14 protein-coding genes are annotated in these 15,278 nt (G+C 73.0%); 4 read left to right on the plus strand and 10 right to left on the minus strand.

Going from position 1 to position 15,278, the window contains the following annotated elements:
* Positions 1-22: 22 nt before the first annotated feature.
* The 7 genes from ABZ459_RS43880 to ABZ459_RS43910 all read right to left on the minus strand — a co-directional run bounded on the left by ABZ459_RS43880 (position 23) and on the right by ABZ459_RS43910 (position 7,972).
* The gene (locus ABZ459_RS43880) at positions 23-2,977 is read right to left on the minus strand and encodes a BTAD domain-containing putative transcriptional regulator (protein ID WP_357984286.1); all 2,955 of its coding nucleotides are present in this window, start codon (positions 2,975-2,977) and stop codon (positions 23-25) included.
* Between the two features lie 7 nt (positions 2,978-2,984).
* The gene (locus ABZ459_RS43885; RefSeq protein WP_357984289.1) at positions 2,985-3,731 is read right to left on the minus strand and encodes an isocitrate lyase/phosphoenolpyruvate mutase family protein; all 747 of its coding nucleotides are present in this window, start codon (positions 3,729-3,731) and stop codon (positions 2,985-2,987) included.
* Positions 3,728-4,483 carry a cytochrome P450 gene (locus ABZ459_RS43890; protein ID WP_357984292.1) on the minus strand — a complete coding sequence of 252 codons (756 nt, stop codon included), beginning with the start codon at positions 4,481-4,483 and terminating at the stop codon, positions 3,728-3,730. The genes ABZ459_RS43885 and ABZ459_RS43890 overlap by 4 nt, the downstream gene beginning before the upstream one ends.
* Before the next feature lie 58 nt (positions 4,484-4,541).
* Positions 4,542-5,216: a DUF998 domain-containing protein gene (locus tag ABZ459_RS43895; RefSeq protein ID WP_357984295.1), complete on the minus strand. Its 675-nt coding sequence runs from the start codon at positions 5,214-5,216 to the stop codon at positions 4,542-4,544.
* The gene (locus ABZ459_RS43900) at positions 5,213-6,418 is read right to left on the minus strand and encodes a glycosyltransferase (protein ID WP_357984298.1); all 1,206 of its coding nucleotides are present in this window, start codon (positions 6,416-6,418) and stop codon (positions 5,213-5,215) included. The genes ABZ459_RS43895 and ABZ459_RS43900 overlap by 4 nt, the downstream gene beginning before the upstream one ends.
* An 87-nt stretch (positions 6,419-6,505) precedes the next feature.
* The gene (locus tag ABZ459_RS43905; RefSeq protein WP_357984301.1) at positions 6,506-7,318 is read right to left on the minus strand and encodes a DMT family transporter; all 813 of its coding nucleotides are present in this window, start codon (positions 7,316-7,318) and stop codon (positions 6,506-6,508) included.
* Between the two features lie 36 nt (positions 7,319-7,354).
* Positions 7,355-7,972: a DedA family protein gene (locus ABZ459_RS43910; protein WP_357984304.1), complete on the minus strand. Its 618-nt coding sequence runs from the start codon at positions 7,970-7,972 to the stop codon at positions 7,355-7,357.
* A gap of 392 nt (positions 7,973-8,364) precedes the next feature.
* Here ABZ459_RS43910 and ABZ459_RS43915 point away from each other — a divergent pair, with 392 nt between their 5' ends.
* Together ABZ459_RS43915 and ABZ459_RS43920 are read left to right on the plus strand one after the other, a co-directional pair.
* Positions 8,365-9,540, plus strand: coding sequence for a histidine kinase (locus ABZ459_RS43915; RefSeq protein ID WP_357984307.1), 1,176 nt, complete (start codon positions 8,365-8,367; stop codon positions 9,538-9,540).
* A gap of 16 nt (positions 9,541-9,556) precedes the next feature.
* On the plus strand, positions 9,557-10,525 hold the full coding sequence (locus ABZ459_RS43920; RefSeq protein ID WP_357984310.1) for a hypothetical protein: 969 nt from the start codon (positions 9,557-9,559) through the stop codon (positions 10,523-10,525).
* Here ABZ459_RS43920 and ABZ459_RS43925 read toward each other — a convergent pair.
* Positions 10,433-11,074, minus strand: a complete 642-nt coding sequence (locus ABZ459_RS43925) for a VC0807 family protein (protein ID WP_357707198.1) — start codon at positions 11,072-11,074, stop codon at positions 10,433-10,435. The genes ABZ459_RS43920 and ABZ459_RS43925 overlap by 93 nt on opposite strands.
* A gap of 202 nt (positions 11,075-11,276) precedes the next feature.
* On the minus strand, positions 11,277-11,930 hold the full coding sequence (gene leuE / locus ABZ459_RS43930; protein WP_357984313.1) for a leucine efflux protein LeuE: 654 nt from the start codon (positions 11,928-11,930) through the stop codon (positions 11,277-11,279).
* A 106-nt stretch (positions 11,931-12,036) separates the two neighbouring features.
* Here leuE and ABZ459_RS43935 point away from each other — a divergent pair, with 106 nt between their 5' ends.
* Positions 12,037-13,428 carry a selenium-binding protein SBP56-related protein gene (locus ABZ459_RS43935; RefSeq protein ID WP_357984316.1) on the plus strand — a complete coding sequence of 464 codons (1,392 nt, stop codon included), beginning with the start codon at positions 12,037-12,039 and terminating at the stop codon, positions 13,426-13,428.
* A 2-nt stretch (positions 13,429-13,430) separates the two neighbouring features.
* A complete protein-coding gene (locus tag ABZ459_RS43940) occupies positions 13,431-14,039 on the plus strand; it encodes a hypothetical protein (RefSeq protein WP_357984380.1) in 609 nt (202 codons plus the stop codon).
* 225 nt (positions 14,040-14,264) lie between these two features.
* On the opposite strand, the gene ABZ459_RS43945 is transcribed toward ABZ459_RS43940, so the two are convergent.
* On the minus strand, positions 14,265-15,167 hold the full coding sequence (locus tag ABZ459_RS43945; RefSeq protein ID WP_357984318.1) for a hypothetical protein: 903 nt from the start codon (positions 15,165-15,167) through the stop codon (positions 14,265-14,267).
* Positions 15,168-15,278: the final 111 nt, after the last annotated feature.

Below are 15,278 nucleotides of genomic sequence, written 5' to 3' on the forward strand. Positions count from 1 at the left end.
GCGGGGGCGGCTGACGGCCCGCCTACCGTTCGCTGACCGCCCGGCCGAGGGCCTCGTCGATGCGGTTGCGGATGTCCTCGGTGCTGAACCAGTCGTCGGGGCACTCCGCGCGGGCCTGGGCCAGCAGGGACAGTGCGGCGTCGCGCTCGCCACCGACCAGCGCCACCTCGGCCATCCCGAGGTGCGCCCAGGCCAGCATGTCCATGGAACCCACGCGACGGGCCAGCTCGGCCGCCTCCTCGAAGTCGGCCCGCCCGCCCAGCGGCTCGCCCATGCCGAGCAGCGCGTCGCCGCGCCGGCACAGGGCCTCGGCCATCTCCGCCCGCGCGCCGAGCTCGCGGGCCAGCGTCAGCCCCTCGTCCGACAGCGCGTACGAGGCCGCGTAGTCCCCCTCGCGGGAGGCCAGCTCGCCGAGGCCTGACAGCACCAGCACCGCCCCCCAGCGCTCGCCGATGGCCCGGAAGGCGGCCAGGGCGTGCCGGAAGGAGGCCAGCGACTCCTCGATCCGCCCCAGGATCTGCAGCACGAACCCCGCGCCGCTGTACGACAACGCCCGCTGCCAGGGCGGCAGCCCCTCGGTGTGGGCCTGCAGCTCGTGGTAGATCTCCTCGACGTCGCCCGGCGGCCCGGTGAACATCGACCGCATCATCATCAGGAACTCCACCCGCTCCGGCAGGTGGGTGATCGGCAGCAGCTCGTGCACCTCGGCCAGCCGCTCGCGCACGACGTCGTCGGCCACGCCCGTCCACGCGGTGACGAGCAGGCACATGACGTACTCCTCCTCCATGCCGGCGGGGCCGGCGTCGCCGATCCTGGCCAGCAGCGCGGCGGCCAGGCCGGCGATGACGCCGCGGTGGCCGCGCATCCACCAGTAGCAGGCGCTGTGCGCCAGCAGCCGCAGGCCGGTCTCCGGCTGCCCGGACGCGGTCGTCCAGCGCACGGCGGCTTCGAGGTCGTCGCTCTCCTGGTCGAGGCGGGCCAGCCAGGTGAGCTGGTCGGCGGTCCGCAGCAGCGGGTCGGCGGTCAGGACCAGGTCGAGGTAGTAGGCGGTGTGCGCGTCCCTGATCGCGGCGGTCTCGCCGGACTCGGCCAGGCGTTCGGCGCAGAACGCCCGGATCGTGTCGAGCATGCGGTACCGACCGCCGACGTACTCCACCAGCGACTTCTCCGCCAGCGAGAACAGCACCTCCTCCGGCAGCCCGCACACCCGCTCGGCCGCCTCGGGCGTGGCGCCGCCGACGAACACGCTCAGGCGGGCGGCCAGGCGCTGCTCGGCGTCGTCCAGCAGGTCCCAGCTCCACGCGACGACCGCGCGCAGCGTCTGGTGCCGGGGCAGCGCCGTACGGCTGCCGCGGGTCAGCAGCCGGAACCGGTCGTCCAGGCGGGCCGCCACGTCGGCGACCGACAGCGTACGGAGGCGGGCCGCGGCCAGCTCGATGGCCAGCGGCAGCCCGTCGAGCGCCCGGCAGATGCGCACCACGTCCGCGGCGTGGTCGGCGTCCACGGCGAACCCCGGACGCACGGCGGCGGCCCGGTCGGCGAACAGCCGGACGGCGGCGTACTCCAGCGGGTCGTCCGGCTCCGGCGGCGGCAGGCGCAACGGGGACACCGGCAGGATCGACTCCCCGGTGATGCCCAGCGCCTCGCGGCTGGTGGTCAGCACCCGCAGCCCGGGGCAGGAGGCCAGCAGCGCGTCGGCGAGCTCGGCCACGGCGCCGACCAGATGCTCGCAGTTGTCCAGGACGAGCAGCAGGTCGCGCTCGGCCAGCGCGGTGAGCAGCCGGGTGACGGGGCCGACCGCGGCGCGCTGGGGCGCGGGCAGCAGGGCGTCGCGGATGTCGAGCGCGACCAGCACCGCGCCGGGCACCCCGGCGGCGCCGGCGACGTGGGCGAGGGGCACGAAGCACACGTCGCCCGGCTCCTGAGCGGCCGCCTCCTGCGCCAGCCTGGTCTTGCCCGCGCCGCCGGGGCCGATCAGCGTGACGAGCCTGCTGTCCCGCAGCCGCGCGCCCACCTGCGCCAGCTCCTCCGCCCGGCCCACGAAACTGGTGAGCTGCGCCCGCAACCCCTGCTTGAGCCCCCCGCCCGGCGACACGGCGGGCCCCACGGGCTCGGGAAGGGACTGGGTACCCCGCGGCTGGACCGGCGCCGAGGCCGGTGCGGAGGTCGGCGTCGAGGTCGGCGCGGGACTCGGCGCGGGACTCGGCACGGCTGTCGGCACGGCTGTCGGCACGGTGATCGGCGGAGTGAGGGACGGGTCGGCGCGCAGGACGGCGAGGTGCACGGCGGCCAGCTCGGCGCCCGGCTCGATGCCCAGCTCCCGGTCGAGCAGCCGCCGCGCCTCGTCGTAGACGGCCAGCGCCTCGGCCTGGCGGCCGCTGCCGTACAGGGCGCGCATGAGCTGGGCGCGCAGGCGCTCGCGCAGCGGATGGGCGGCGGTGAGCCGGCGCAGCTCGGCGACCAGGTCGCGGTGCCGCCCGAGCTCCAGGTCGGCCTGGAGGCGGTCCTCGACGGCGGCCAGCCGCAGCTCCTCCAGCCCGGCCGCGGCGGACACCGCGTGCGGCGCGTCGGCGAGCGGCGCGCCCCGCCACAACTCCAGCGCCTCGCCCAGCAGCGCCGCCGCCCGCCCGGCGTCCCCGGCGACCAGCGCCCGCCGACCGTCCAGGGCCAGGAGCTCGAAGCGGCGCGCGTCCACGTCGTGCGGGTCGGCGACCAGCCGGTAGCCCGCCGGGTGGAACTCGACCAGGTCCCGGCCGAGCGCCCGGCGCAGCCTGGACACCTGGGACTGCAGCGCGTTGGCCACGCCGTCCGGAGGGTGGGGGCCGTAGAGGTCGTCCACGAGCCGGCCGGCGTCGACGACGCGGCCGGCGTTCAGGGCCAGCAGGGTCAGCAGGGCGCGCACCCGCGGCCCGCCGAGCGCCACCGGCGCGCCGTCCTCGTCCAGCACGCTGGTGGGTCCGAGGATCTCGAAGCGCATGCCCCGATTATCGGGTCTGCGGGAGGAGCGCGGCGATTTCTCCGTACGTCGGCAGCTCCGGGGCCTCCTTGCCCTGCGCGCCCAGCACGGCGGCCAGGGCGCCCTGGAGCGCGGCCCGGTAGAGCAGCGAGCCGGTGCTCACCCGGGCCACCCCCACCTCGGCCAGCTGGTCCAGGGTGGGCCCGCCCGGCTGGTAGAGCACGTTGAGCGGCAGCCGCGTACGCGCGACGACCTCGGCGATCTCCGCCGGATCCGAGAGCCCGGGGACGAAGATGCCGTCGGCGTGCTCGTAGGCGTCCACCCGCTCGCGCCAGTCGCCGGTGCCCAGCCAGTGGGTGTCGGTGCGGGCGTTGACGAACACGCCGTGGCCCGTGGCGGCCTCGATGATCCGCCGGTGCAGCTCGACCGGGCGCAGCGTGCCGTCGGGACGGCCGTCCTCCAGGTTCACGCCCGCCACCCCGAGCGCGGCCAGGCTCGCCACCAGGTCCGACACCTCCTGCGGGTCGTCGCTGAAGCCGCCCTCGATGTCCACCGTGACCAGCACGTCCAGGTCCTTGACCGTCTCGGCGAGCTCGATCGTCTCGGCCCTGGTCGCGCCGGCGGCGTCCGGCTTGCCGTGCACGGCGGACACGCCGAGGCTGGTCGTGCCGATCGCGGGGAAGCCGTGCGCGGCCAGGATCGCGGCCGAGCCGTAGTCCCACGCGTTGGGCAGCAGCAGCGGGTCGCCCGGCTTGTGCAGGTCGTGGAAGTTCATCGGCGGGTCCCTTCGAGGAGCGCGTCGAGCACGCCGGCGGCCAGCGCGAGGGCGTGGGCGGGAGCGGGGCACGGGCGCAGGCCGTCCCCGAACGTCAGGTGGGGGGCGGGGTCCCGGGAGGCGTCGAAGCGGTCGGGGTCGGCGAACACCTCCGGATCGCGGTTGGCCGCGACCAGGTCGATCGTGACCTCCTCGCCGGTGCGGGTGTCGAGCCTGCGGCTGGCCTTCAGCGGCGGGTCCTGCCTGAGCGTCTCGCGCAGCACCGCCTCGGGGTCGTCGCCCGGCACGGCGTGGGCGAGCGCGTTCTCGATGAGCGCCTCGGTGGCGGCGTGGCCCTGGAGCAGCAGGGTGACGGCCGGCAGGTCGGTCAGGCCGAGCAACTGGGCGACGGCGGCGTCGGCCTGCGGGCCTCCCTCGCCCGACAGGTAGCCGCTCGCGGCCGCGGGCACGGCAGAGGTGTCCGGCACGCCGAGCGCGGCTCCCAGCACGGCCGTCGGCACGCCCCGCCAGTCGCCGCCGCGGTCCCGCGTCGCGGACCTGGCGGCCGTCCGCAGCGCGGCCGGGTCGAGGGCGGACAGGCGCTCGACGACCAGACGGCGGCGTTCGGCGTGCGTCTCGCCGGTGCTGAAGCGCGACACGTGGGCCCGCAGCCAGGCGAGCGTCCCCGGCTCGCCGTCCTGCGGGACGGGCGGCGGCACGTACCGGCTGTCGGACAGCACCGCCCGGGCTTCGGCGTGGTGGGTGATGAGCATGGGTCCACGCTAGGCCGCCGACCGTTCGACGGCGGACGAAGTATGGTCGCGCCGCCGGTCACGCCGCCAGCCGCTGCTGGCTCTCGGGCTGCGCGGGCGCCCCGGTGGCCCGCGTGCCCTGCACCCGTACGGCGGCGCGGCCCGGTGCGCAGGCCAGCGCCATGGCGACGACGAGCACGATCTCGGCCAGCACCAGCCCTCGTTCGAGCAGCCCGTAGTAGGCCTCACCGCCGATCAGCGAGGAGGTGACGGCGGCCGGGTGGGCCGCCAGGTACGCGACCAGCGTCAGCCCGGAGGTCACGCTCAGGGCCTTGACCGCGCTCCAGCGCGCGCCCGCCGCCCGCCCTCTGGCCAGGGTCCAGCCGGCGACCGGCAGCGCGGTGAAGACCACGGCGGCCGACCAGCGGTGGATCTCCCCGCCGAGAGTGCTGATGTCTGACATGCCGGGATCGGTGGGGAAGATGGCGCTGAGCATCAGCCCGGCCGCCCCCGCCAGCAGCAGCACCCGGGTCGCGGCGGTCCGTCCCGGCTCCCGGGCGGCCAGCCCGTACGCCAGCGCCAGGCAGGCGGCGGCCAGCGCGAGCGTCCCGGCCAGCACCGGCAGCATGCCGCCGGGGACGAGCGCGTAGTCGCTGATCAGCGGCTGCTCGGGCAGGGTCACCTGCGCGTAGCCGAGGGCGGCCACCGCGGTCACGGCGCCGGCCACGGGAGCCAGCACGGCACGCCAGGTCATCGGGCCACCTCGTCGTAGATCTGCTCGAATCGGGCGAGCGACACCTGGTCGTCGTGGGTGAGCGCCAGCGCCCGGCTGGCGTTGCCCAGGCGGGCGCGCAGGTCGTCGTCGGTGAGGACGGCGGTCAGGTGCCTGGCCAGTGCGACCACGTCGCCCGGCTGGTAGAGGTAGCCGTTGCCGTCCACCAGGTGCGGCAGGGCCATCGCGTCGGCGGCCACGACGGGCAGGCCGGACGCCATGGCCTCCAGCGTCGCGATGCTCTGCAGCTCGGCGACGCCCGGCATGGCGAACACGTCGGCGGCGGCGAACGCCTGCGGCATGCTCTCGTCGGGCACGAACCCGACGAAGAACACCCGGTCGCCCACCCCGATGCGCTTGGCCAGCTTCTCCAGCTCCATCCGCTGGTTCCCGCGGCCCACGAACGCCACCTGCGCGTCGGTCTCGTTGAGCACGAGGGGCAGCGCGCGGATCAGCTCGTCGAGGTGCTTCTCCTCGTCCAGGCGGCCCACGAACAGGGCGGTCGGCCGGTCGGGCAGCGCGAACCGCCGGCGCGCCCACGACTTGGGCTCGGCGTGCGGGTGGAACCTGCCCAGGTCGATGCCGCACGAGACGGCCTCGACGTCGCGGGAGAAGCCCTGGTCGGACAGGAGCTTGGCGGCCAGCGGGGTCGGCGTGGTGATGTGGTCGGCGCGCTTGAAGATCCGGCTGAAGTCGCGCCAGGCCAGCCGGCCCGCCCTGGATCGCAGCGCCTCGGGGACGTGCCCGAACTGGAAGAGGTTGTCGGGCATGAAGTGGTTGGTGGCCACGACCGGCACGCCGCGGCGCCGGGCGGCGGCGATGGCGGCCCGGCCGACCACGAAGTGGCCCTGGGTGTGCAGCACGTCCGGGTCGATGTCGGCGACCAGCCGGTCGAGCCTGGTCGGCACGGTGACCCGCATGGTCGGGTGCACCAGCAGCGGGGCCGAGCGCAGCCGGTGGACGATCACGCCGTCCACCACGTCGGCGCTGGCCGGGCCGGCCTCCGACTGGCACACCACGTGCACCTCGTTGCCGCGCGCGGCCAGGCCGGTGGCCAGGCGGTGGGTGAAGTAGGCGGCGCCGTTCACGTCGGGGGGATAGGTGTCGGTCGAGATCAGGACCCGGCGGGGACGTTCGGGGGCGGGGGCGAGCTGGGCGTGGTCGGTGACGTTGCGCAGGGGCATGGCCATGACGGTGACTCCGCTTTCACAAGGGGGGACGGCTGGGGGAGGGCCGATGGACGAACAGGGGGTTTCGGTCAGGGGAGGGGATCAGGCGATGTCGTTGCGCGCCTCCAGCGGGGACGTCCGGGCCAGGGCGACCGTGCCCGCCGCGGTGAGGGCGGCGGCCGCGATCGGCGCGAGGCCGGACGGCAGCGGCTCGCCGAGCAGCAGTGCCCCGAAGGCCACCGCCGTGAGCGGGTCGGCGATCTGCAGCGAGGCGAAGGAGACGCCGAAGTGCCCGACGGCGTAGGCGCGCTGCAGCATCACCAGCGCCAGCAGCAGCGGGACCGGCAGGGCCAGCAGGTACCACCAGTTCCAGCCGCCGTCCACGAGCACCCGCATGAGCGTGGCGGTCGCGCCGTACAGGACGCCGGAGCCCGTGGCGAGCAGCGCGGCCCGGCCGGCGGGGGAGGCGGCCTTCGAGCCCGCCCACAGCAGCACCGACGCGACGCCGGCCACGGCGAGCAGGGTGAGCACGCCCGTGGGCGCCAGGTACGTCGGCCCGTCGGACTCGGGTACCAGCAGCACCAGGCCGATCAGCCCGGCAGCGACGACGCCCGCCGCGGCCAGCTCCTTGCGCGAGGGCCGGCGGCCGTGCAGCGTGGCGGCGATGGGCAGCGCGAACAGCAGGCTGGCCACCCCCATCGGCTGCACCACGGTCAGCGGGCCGAGCCCGAGGGCGACGATGTGCAGGCCGCCGCCCGCCACGATGGAGGCGCCGCCGAGCAGCCAGCGCGGCCTGCGCAGCAGGGTCAGCAGCGCGGGCTTCGCCGAGCCCGCCGCCTCGAACTGCTGCAGCGCGGCCCCGAGCGCGAAGAACAGCGAACCGACCAGCGCGATCGCCGCGGCCAGCACACTCATGCGCACTCCTTTCAGACGGATGGTTGCCGGACAGGGTCAAACGGACGTGTCCACCGGAAGGCGTTCCGGGGAAGGCTGGGTGGCGCGCCGCTTCCTGGCCCACCGCACCAGCTCGACGAGCCCGGTGATCGACAGCGCGATCCCGAGGCCCAGCAGCAGGCCCTTGATCGGGTCGTTCTCGAAGGCCATGCCGCCGAAGAAGCCGATCAGCCCGGAGTACACCGCCCACGAGCCGGCCGCGATGGCGTCGAAGAACGTGAACGAGCGCAGCGGATGCCCCACGGCGCCCATGGTCAGCGTCGTCGCGGTCCGCCCGCCGGGGATGTACCTGGCCACGACCAGCACCAGCCCACCCCGCTCGGCCAGCGCGCCACGGGCCCAGACGAACGCCTTCTTGCCCCGCAGCCGCCCCGCCGACCTGTTGCCGATGAGGTACGACACGTGGTCGCCGGCGAACGCGCCGAGCGCCGAGACCAGGATCACCAGGGCCAGGTTGGTCTGGCCGGAGGCGGCGAACACCGCCGCGGTGATGACCGACGTCTCGGCGGGCACGATGGGGAAGAAGCCGTCGAGCAGCGCCAGGGCGAACAGCGCCACGTAGAGCCATGGCGATGACATCACCTGCTGGACCAGGTCGAGAATGGCGTGCGACATATGCGTGGACTCCGATCGTCAGGGCACTCACAAAGCCTGTCGGTGTGAGCGGACCGGGGACATCGGGGATGCCCCCGGTCGAACGCGGGCCCGTCCCCTAGGAGGGTCAGGGCCGCCTACCCCATGAAGGTAGAAATTCCGCAGGTCATGCCACATCGGCCCATCGGCACGCGCCACCCCCTACTTTCGTCAGGGGCGGACGTGCGACTTCCGCGTGACACCAACGATCAAACCGGTTGCGAGCTCCAGAAACAGGAGAGGAGGTATCCGCCTTTCAGGTGGGGTTAGCCCCACCGTGATCGCTGTACCAGGCACCACCCTGACTTTCGTCAGGGGCGCCGCATGACCTTCGGGCGGGACGGGCCCGGTCCGGCGGCGGATACCGTCGGTGCGTGAACCGTCTGCGTCGTGAGAGCCGCCGTCAGGTCGTCCTCGACCTGCTGCTGTGGGTCGTGCTGGGCATCTTCGTGACCGCCATGGGCCCCGACCCGTTCGCCGATCCGGCCGGGTTCGCCATGGTGACGCTGCCCCGGGTGGGGCTGGCGGCGCTGGCCGTGCTCGTGGGCCGGGCCTGGCCGCTGGCGGCGCTGGTGCTGCTGCTGCCGCTCGGCCCGTGGACCTTCACCGAGGGCTTCGCGACGGTCGACCTGACGTGGCTGCTGCCCCGGCGCAACGTGAAGATCCTGCCGCTGCTCGCGACCTCGCCGTTCATCATCTGGTACGCCTACCTCACCGGCCGGCGCATGACCCGGTTGTGGCCCGCGGGGGCCGTGTTCTGCCTGATCGCGGCCGTCGGTTGCGGGGTCGTGCTGGCCCATGGCGGTGACCTGGCGCTGTGGGTGTCGATGGGCACCGGGCTCGTCGGCACGTACCTGGTGCCGTACCTGCTGGGGCTGCTCCGGCGGGGCGTGCTGCAGCAGCGGCGGCAGGCGCGGCTGTCGGTCGAGGCGCAGGCGCGGCTGCGCGAGCGGGCCAGGATCGCCCGCGAGATGCACGACTCGCTCGGCCACGACCTGGCGCTGATCGCGGTCCGCGCCGGCGGGCTCGAACTCGCCCCGGGGCTCGGCCCGGCCCAGGTCAAGGCGGCCGGCGAGCTGCGCGTGGCGGCGGCCGACGCGACCGAGCGGCTGCGCCAGATCATCGGCCTGCTGCGCGAGGACGCCGAGGAGGCCCCGCTGTCCCCGGTGGGCGAGGACGTCGCCGAGCTGGTCGGCCGGGCCAGGGACTCCGGCATGTCGATCACCCTCGACCTGGCGCCGGGGGCGTCGTCGGAGCTGGCGCACGCCGTCGTCCAGGAAGGGCTGACGAACGCGGCCAAGCACGCGCCGGGGGCGCTGGTCGCCGTGTCGGTCGCGCCGCACCGGGTGGTCGTGCGCAACGGCCCGCCGAGCTCGCGTCCCAGCGCCCGGCGCGGCGGGCTGGGCCTGGCGGGCCTGCGCGAACGCGTACGGCTGGCCGGCGCCACGCTGACCGCGGGCCCCGACGGCGACGGTTTCCGCCTGGCCGTCGAGCTCCCCCACGAGGGGGAGGCGGATCCCCGCCGCTCGGGAGGGGGCCGGCCCGCCTGAGGCGCACGATCGGGGCATGACAGAACAGCGAGCGGGCATCGGCCGGCTCACCGCCGCGATCGTGGCGGTCGCCGCCACGCTGCCCTACCTCACGATCAAGACGCTCTGGCTGACCGGCGACTCCGTCGGCGTCTCCGACCCGGCGCTCATGGACAACGGGCAGATGCTCGGGATGAACGCGCTCACCTTCGCCATGGAGGCCGCCGGGCTGCTGCTGGCGCTGGCCTTCACCATGCGCTGGGGGATGCGGCTGCCCGCCTGGCTGGTGCTGCTGCCGCTGTGGGTGGGCACCGGCCTGCTGTCGGTGCTGGCCGTCACGACCCCGCTGATCATGCTGATCGGCGGCCTGGCGATCTTCAGCGGCGGCCCGATCCAGACCTGGGTCTATCTGGTCGTCTACGGCGGTTTCATCACCCTCGGCGTCGCCCTCATGACGGCCTTCGCCCTCTACGCCCGCGACCGCTGGCCGGCCGTCTTCGCCACCCCGGTCACGCTGCCGTTCCCGAGCGCGACCAGATCGTTCCAGGAGGTGGTGGCGTGGGGCGCGCTCCTGGTGGCGACCGCCGTCGCGGTGCTGCGCGTCGTCATGGCGTTCGACGGGGCCGTCCAGGCCGTCCAGAACGGGCTGAAGGGCCTGCTCGCGGTGGGCGGGGCGGCCGCGCTGGTGGCCCTGGTCAGGCGGCGCGGGAACGGCCCGTTCTGGCGGCCGCTGGTGCTGGCCTGGCTGGGGTCGGGCTCGCTGTTCGGCTGGGGGCTGTTCTCGATGATCGTCAGGTCCACGGGCGGCCCCCTGGCCTACGGCGGCACGGGCGTCGCGGACTTCGCCGAGCTGTTCGGCATGCTGACCGGGCTGGTGATGGGGATGTGTGGAGCGTTCCTGCTGGCCGAACGGTCAGGCGTGGGCCACGTGCAGCCTGGCCAGGACGCGCTTGAACGCCAGGATCGAGAACGTGATCGCCAGCCCGCTGATCACGGCCACCGCTGAGGTGCGCAGCACCATGAACGCGCCGAGCGAGCCCTCCAGCTTCTCGTAGACGGCCAGGAAGATGCTCAGCGTCGAGTTGGCCAGCAGCACGAACGCCCACAGCAGCGTGATCCTGGCGAAGAACCTGCGCACCCGCTCGTGCTTGAGCACGGCCGACGGCAGGTGGATGTAGTCGAGGGTGAGCTTCTGCACCAGCGGCCGGTTGAGCCGGACGGAGGCCAGGAAGACCATGCTGATGCAGATCGTGCCCAGCTCCGGCTGGATGAAGAACCACATCCAGGTGCCCGTCCAGAACGACACCAGGGCCCGCACCGTGATCGCGAACGCGGCCAGGAACATGGTGGCGGGCACCTTGACCCCTCTGACCAGCCGCCAGGCCACGCCGAGGTACACCCAGGAGACCGTGGCCACCAGGGCCCACTTGAAACCCAGTACGACCATGGCGAGGTAGAACACCAGCAGGGGGGCGACCACGCCTTCGAGCAGGCGGGGGGCCGCCTGACGGGCGAGCGCGGTCAGACGGGGGAGTGCGACCGGATGGTGGTTCAAGGCTGCTCCGCAGATAGGCCGACGATCAGCGTCTACCCGGGCTTCGGGGGTCCAGGCTTGCCGGATGGACCGGTCGGCGTCACCGCCGGGTGCGACTCCGAAGGCCGGTGGCCTACCGTACCGGAGCCCGGCGAGTAGGACTGCCGCTTTTGCCGCGTTCCATCTGTTCCATACGAAACCAGCTCACCCTTGAACCTGGCTTTCAGCCGAGTGACGCCGTGGCGAGCTTGGCGCCGAACCCGAGGAACAGCGCGCCGACGCCCGAGGTCAGGCCCGCGCTCAGCTTCTTGTGCCGGCGGAACTGGCCGGCCAGGAACGTGCCGGAGAAGATCAGCGTGGTGAGGTAGAGCACGCTGAAGATCTGGATCACCGCGCCCAGGATGAGGAACGACAACCAGGGCGCGCTGTACCCGGGGTCCACGAACGGGATGAAGAACGACAGGAAGAACAGGATCGCCTTCGGGTTCAACAGGCTGATCGTCAGGGCCTTGCGGAACGGCCGGGCCTGCCGCAGGGGGGCCGCCCCGGCGTCGTCCGCCGCCGCCGGACCGGCCCGCCAGGCCCGTACCGCGCCGCGGATCATCTGGAAGCCGAGCCAGGCCAGGTAGGCGGCGCCGGCGTACTTGACGACGGTGAACAGCACGGGCGTCGCGCGCAGCAGGGACGCGGCCCCGGCGGCGGCGAGCACCATCAGGACGGTGTCGCCGAGGAACACGCCCGCCGCCGCCCGGTAGCCCTGCCGGACGCCGTGCTGGGCGGCGAAGCTGAGGACGTACAGGGAGTTCGGGCCGGGGAGCAGCACGATGAAGAAGGCGCCGACGACGTAGGTCCAGATGTCCGTGATACCGAAGAACACGCTTAACGGTATCGCGTGATATATGCCGATTTAGTCGGCCGGGGCCTGCACTTTGCGGCGCCGATGCCTATTGACCCAGTAGGGATACTCGTGAATATCTGGAGTCATGGCTCTCTGGACCCCCGACCCCACGTTCTACCCCTCCCCACGCGACGCCGTCGAGGCCCCCGTGGAGAAGCTGGCCTACGTCGCCGCCTTCGACCGGTCGGCGAACCGTCCGGACGCGCTGGCCGTGCTCGACACCGACCCCGCCTCGCCGGCCTACGGCACCGTCATCGGCTGGACCGACCTGCCCGGCACCGGCGACGAGCTGCACCACTTCGGCTGGAACGCCTGCAGCAGCGCCCTGTGCCCCAACGCGCCGCACCCGCACGTCGAGCGGCGCTACCTGGTGGTCCCCGGCCTGCGCTCCTCGCGCATCCACATCTACGACACCAAGGGCCGGGTCAGCCCCGAGCTGGTCAAGGTGATCGACGCCGAGTCGCTGGCCAGGCGGGCGGGCTACTCCCGCCCGCACACCGTCCACTGCGGCCCCGAGGGCCTGTACGTCTCGGCGCTCGGCGGCGCGGACGGCGCCGAGGGCCCCGGCGGGATCGCCGTGCTCGACCACACCTCCTTCGAGGTGCTCGGCCGGTGGGAGCTGGACCGCGGGCCGCAGTACCTCGCCTACGACTTCTGGTGGCACATCAACCACGACGTGCTGATCACCTCGGAGTGGGGCACCCCGTCCATGATCGAGGACGGCGTGGTCGGCGAGCTGCTGCTCGGCCGCAAGTACGGCCACAAGCTGCACTTCTGGGATCTGCGCAAGCGCCGGCACGTCCAGGAGGTGGACCTGGGCGACCAGCACCAGATGCCGCTGGAGCTGCGCCCCGCCCACGACCCCACCCGCCTGTACGGCTTCGTCGGCGTGGTCACCAGCGTCGAGGACCTGTCGGCCTCCGTCTGGCTGTGGTTCCACGAGGACGGCCGCTGGCAGGCGCGGAAGGTCATCACCATCCCCGCCGAACCGGCCGACCCCGCCCTGCTGCCGCCGGTGCTGCAGCCGTTCGCCGCCGTGCCGCCGCTGGTCACCGACATCGCCCTCTCCGTGGACGACCAGCGCCTGTACGTCTCGTGCTGGGGCACCGGCGAGCTCAAGCAGTACGACGTGTCGGACCCGTACAAGCCGGTCGAGCTGGGATCCCTGCGGATCGGCGGCATCACCCGGCGCACCCCGCACCCCGCCGAGCCCGGCCTCCCGCTGCGCGGCGGCCCCCAGATGGTCGAGGTGAGCCGCGACGGCCGCCGCGTCTACCTCACCAACTCCCTGTACGGCTCCTGGGACGACCAGTTCTACCCCGAGGGCGTCGGAGCCTGGCTCGCCAAGGTCGACGCCGCCTCGTTCACCTTCGACACCGCCTTCTTCCCCCACGGCGACGCCTTCCGCGGCCTGCGCCCTCACCAGGTACGCCTCCAGGGCGGCGACGCCTCCTCCGACTCCTACTGCTACCCGTGACCATGCCCGCCATGAGCACCGCGACGGTCCTGCTGCTCGGAGCCTTCCATGGCCTGAACCCGGCCATGGGCTGGCTCTTCGCGGTGGCCCGCGGCCTGCAGGAGCGCAGCCGCGACCTGCTGCTCCAGTCGATCCCCGTGATCGCCCTGGGCCACCTGGCGTCGGTGGCCCTGGTCGCCCTGGTGGTGGCCGTCACCGGCTCCCTCGTGACGGGCGCGGCGCTGCCGGTGGCGGGCGGGCTGGTGCTGGTGGCGTTCGGACTGTGGCGGCTGCTGTCCACCCGCCACTTCCGGTGGGTGGGCATGCGCCTGTCGCTCGCCCAGCTCGCCGGCTGGTCGTTCCTGATGTCGTCGGCCCACGGCGCCGGGCTCATGCTGCTGCCCGTACTCACCGGGCTGCGCGCGGAGGGCCACACGGGGCACGCCGTCTCAGGAGGGCTGGCGGTGGCGGCCCTCCACACGCTGGCCATGTTCGTGGTGGCCGGCGTCGTGGCCCTGGTGGTCTACGAGGTGCTCGGCCTGACGATCCTGCGCCGCGCCTGGTTCAACGTGGACCGCATGTGGGCCACCGCCCTGATCGCCGCCGGTCTCCTCACCCTCCTCCAAGCCTGACGCGAACACCTCGCCGAGACGGTCGGCGTGGACGGCCCGGTCGATCCAGGTCTCGAGGACGGCGATGTCCGTGCAGGCGGTGACCCCCTCCCGCACATCATCGGGCACCTCCAGGCCTCGCCCGTCCAGCAGCCGCAAGAGCCCCCTGGCCATGGCCTCCGCCCTGCCTTCGGCGCGCAGCATCTCGGCGTACTCGGAGCGGTAGCGGTACGTCATGGCCGCCCGTCAGCCCTGTTCTGGTTGCTCGTCGTCAATCCCGAAGATGTCGGAGAGGCTGGTGGCGTGGACGGCCCTGTCGATCCAAGTGTCAATGACGGCGGTGTCGGTGCAGGAGAGGATGCGCTCACGCACGACGTCGGGGACCACTACGCCACGACGGTCGAGCATCCGCAGCAGCGCTTTGGCTTCGCCCTCGGCTCGGCCTTTGGCTTCGCCTTCGGCGCGCAGCATCTGGGCGTACTCGGACTGGTAGCGGTAGGTCTTGGTCGCCATCAGGTCTCTCCAGATTCGTCGGGCGTCGGTGTTTCCGAGGCCTACTTCGGTTTGTTCGGCGATGTGTCCCGCGCTGGTGGTGTCGGTGGTGTCCAAGGCGTCTGCCAGGACTTCCAGTATGGCAGCGACCTCCTTGGAACGGGCGTGGGTCAGCGCCGAGAACATGGTGAGCACCACGTCGTTCACCGCCTCGGCGAGGTCGTCGATCACGGGGATGTTGTGCGGGCCCACGACGACCGCCTGGACGGACAGCGTCGGCCAGTCCGGCAGGCCGATCGTCTTCGGAAGCGCGGCCCAGCCGGCGGTCGCCTCGTCCTGGCAGATCACCAGCAACGTCACCGGGCAGCCGAACTTGACGTGCACGTGGCTGATGTAGTGCGCCCAGGCGGCGGTCTTGCGGTCGTCGGGCTTGGACTGTGACTCGGTGATGACCGCGTGCTGTCCCTCCAGGGACGTGAACATCATGATCGTGTCGGCGCGCCGCTCGATCGGCTTGATCTCGGTCAGGTCGGTGTCCACCACCGCGACCTCGGTCGGTGACGGGAAGGGGATGTCGAGCACCTTGAAGACGCTCGTGCAGAGCTCTGGATTGTCACGGAAGACGCGGTGCAGCGCCTCGTGCTGGGAGGAGATCACGAGCGGAACGTTAGCGGTCGATGACGCTGTGTGTCCGATAAAAAAGGATTGCAGGCGCGTGACGGTGGAAAGAGTTCATCCCTGGGAGGAAACGGGCGGGGGAAAGGTCTC

It is taken from the genome of Nonomuraea sp. NPDC005692, from assembly GCF_040631115.1.
GTDB lineage: Bacteria > Actinomycetota > Actinomycetes > Streptosporangiales > Streptosporangiaceae > Nonomuraea.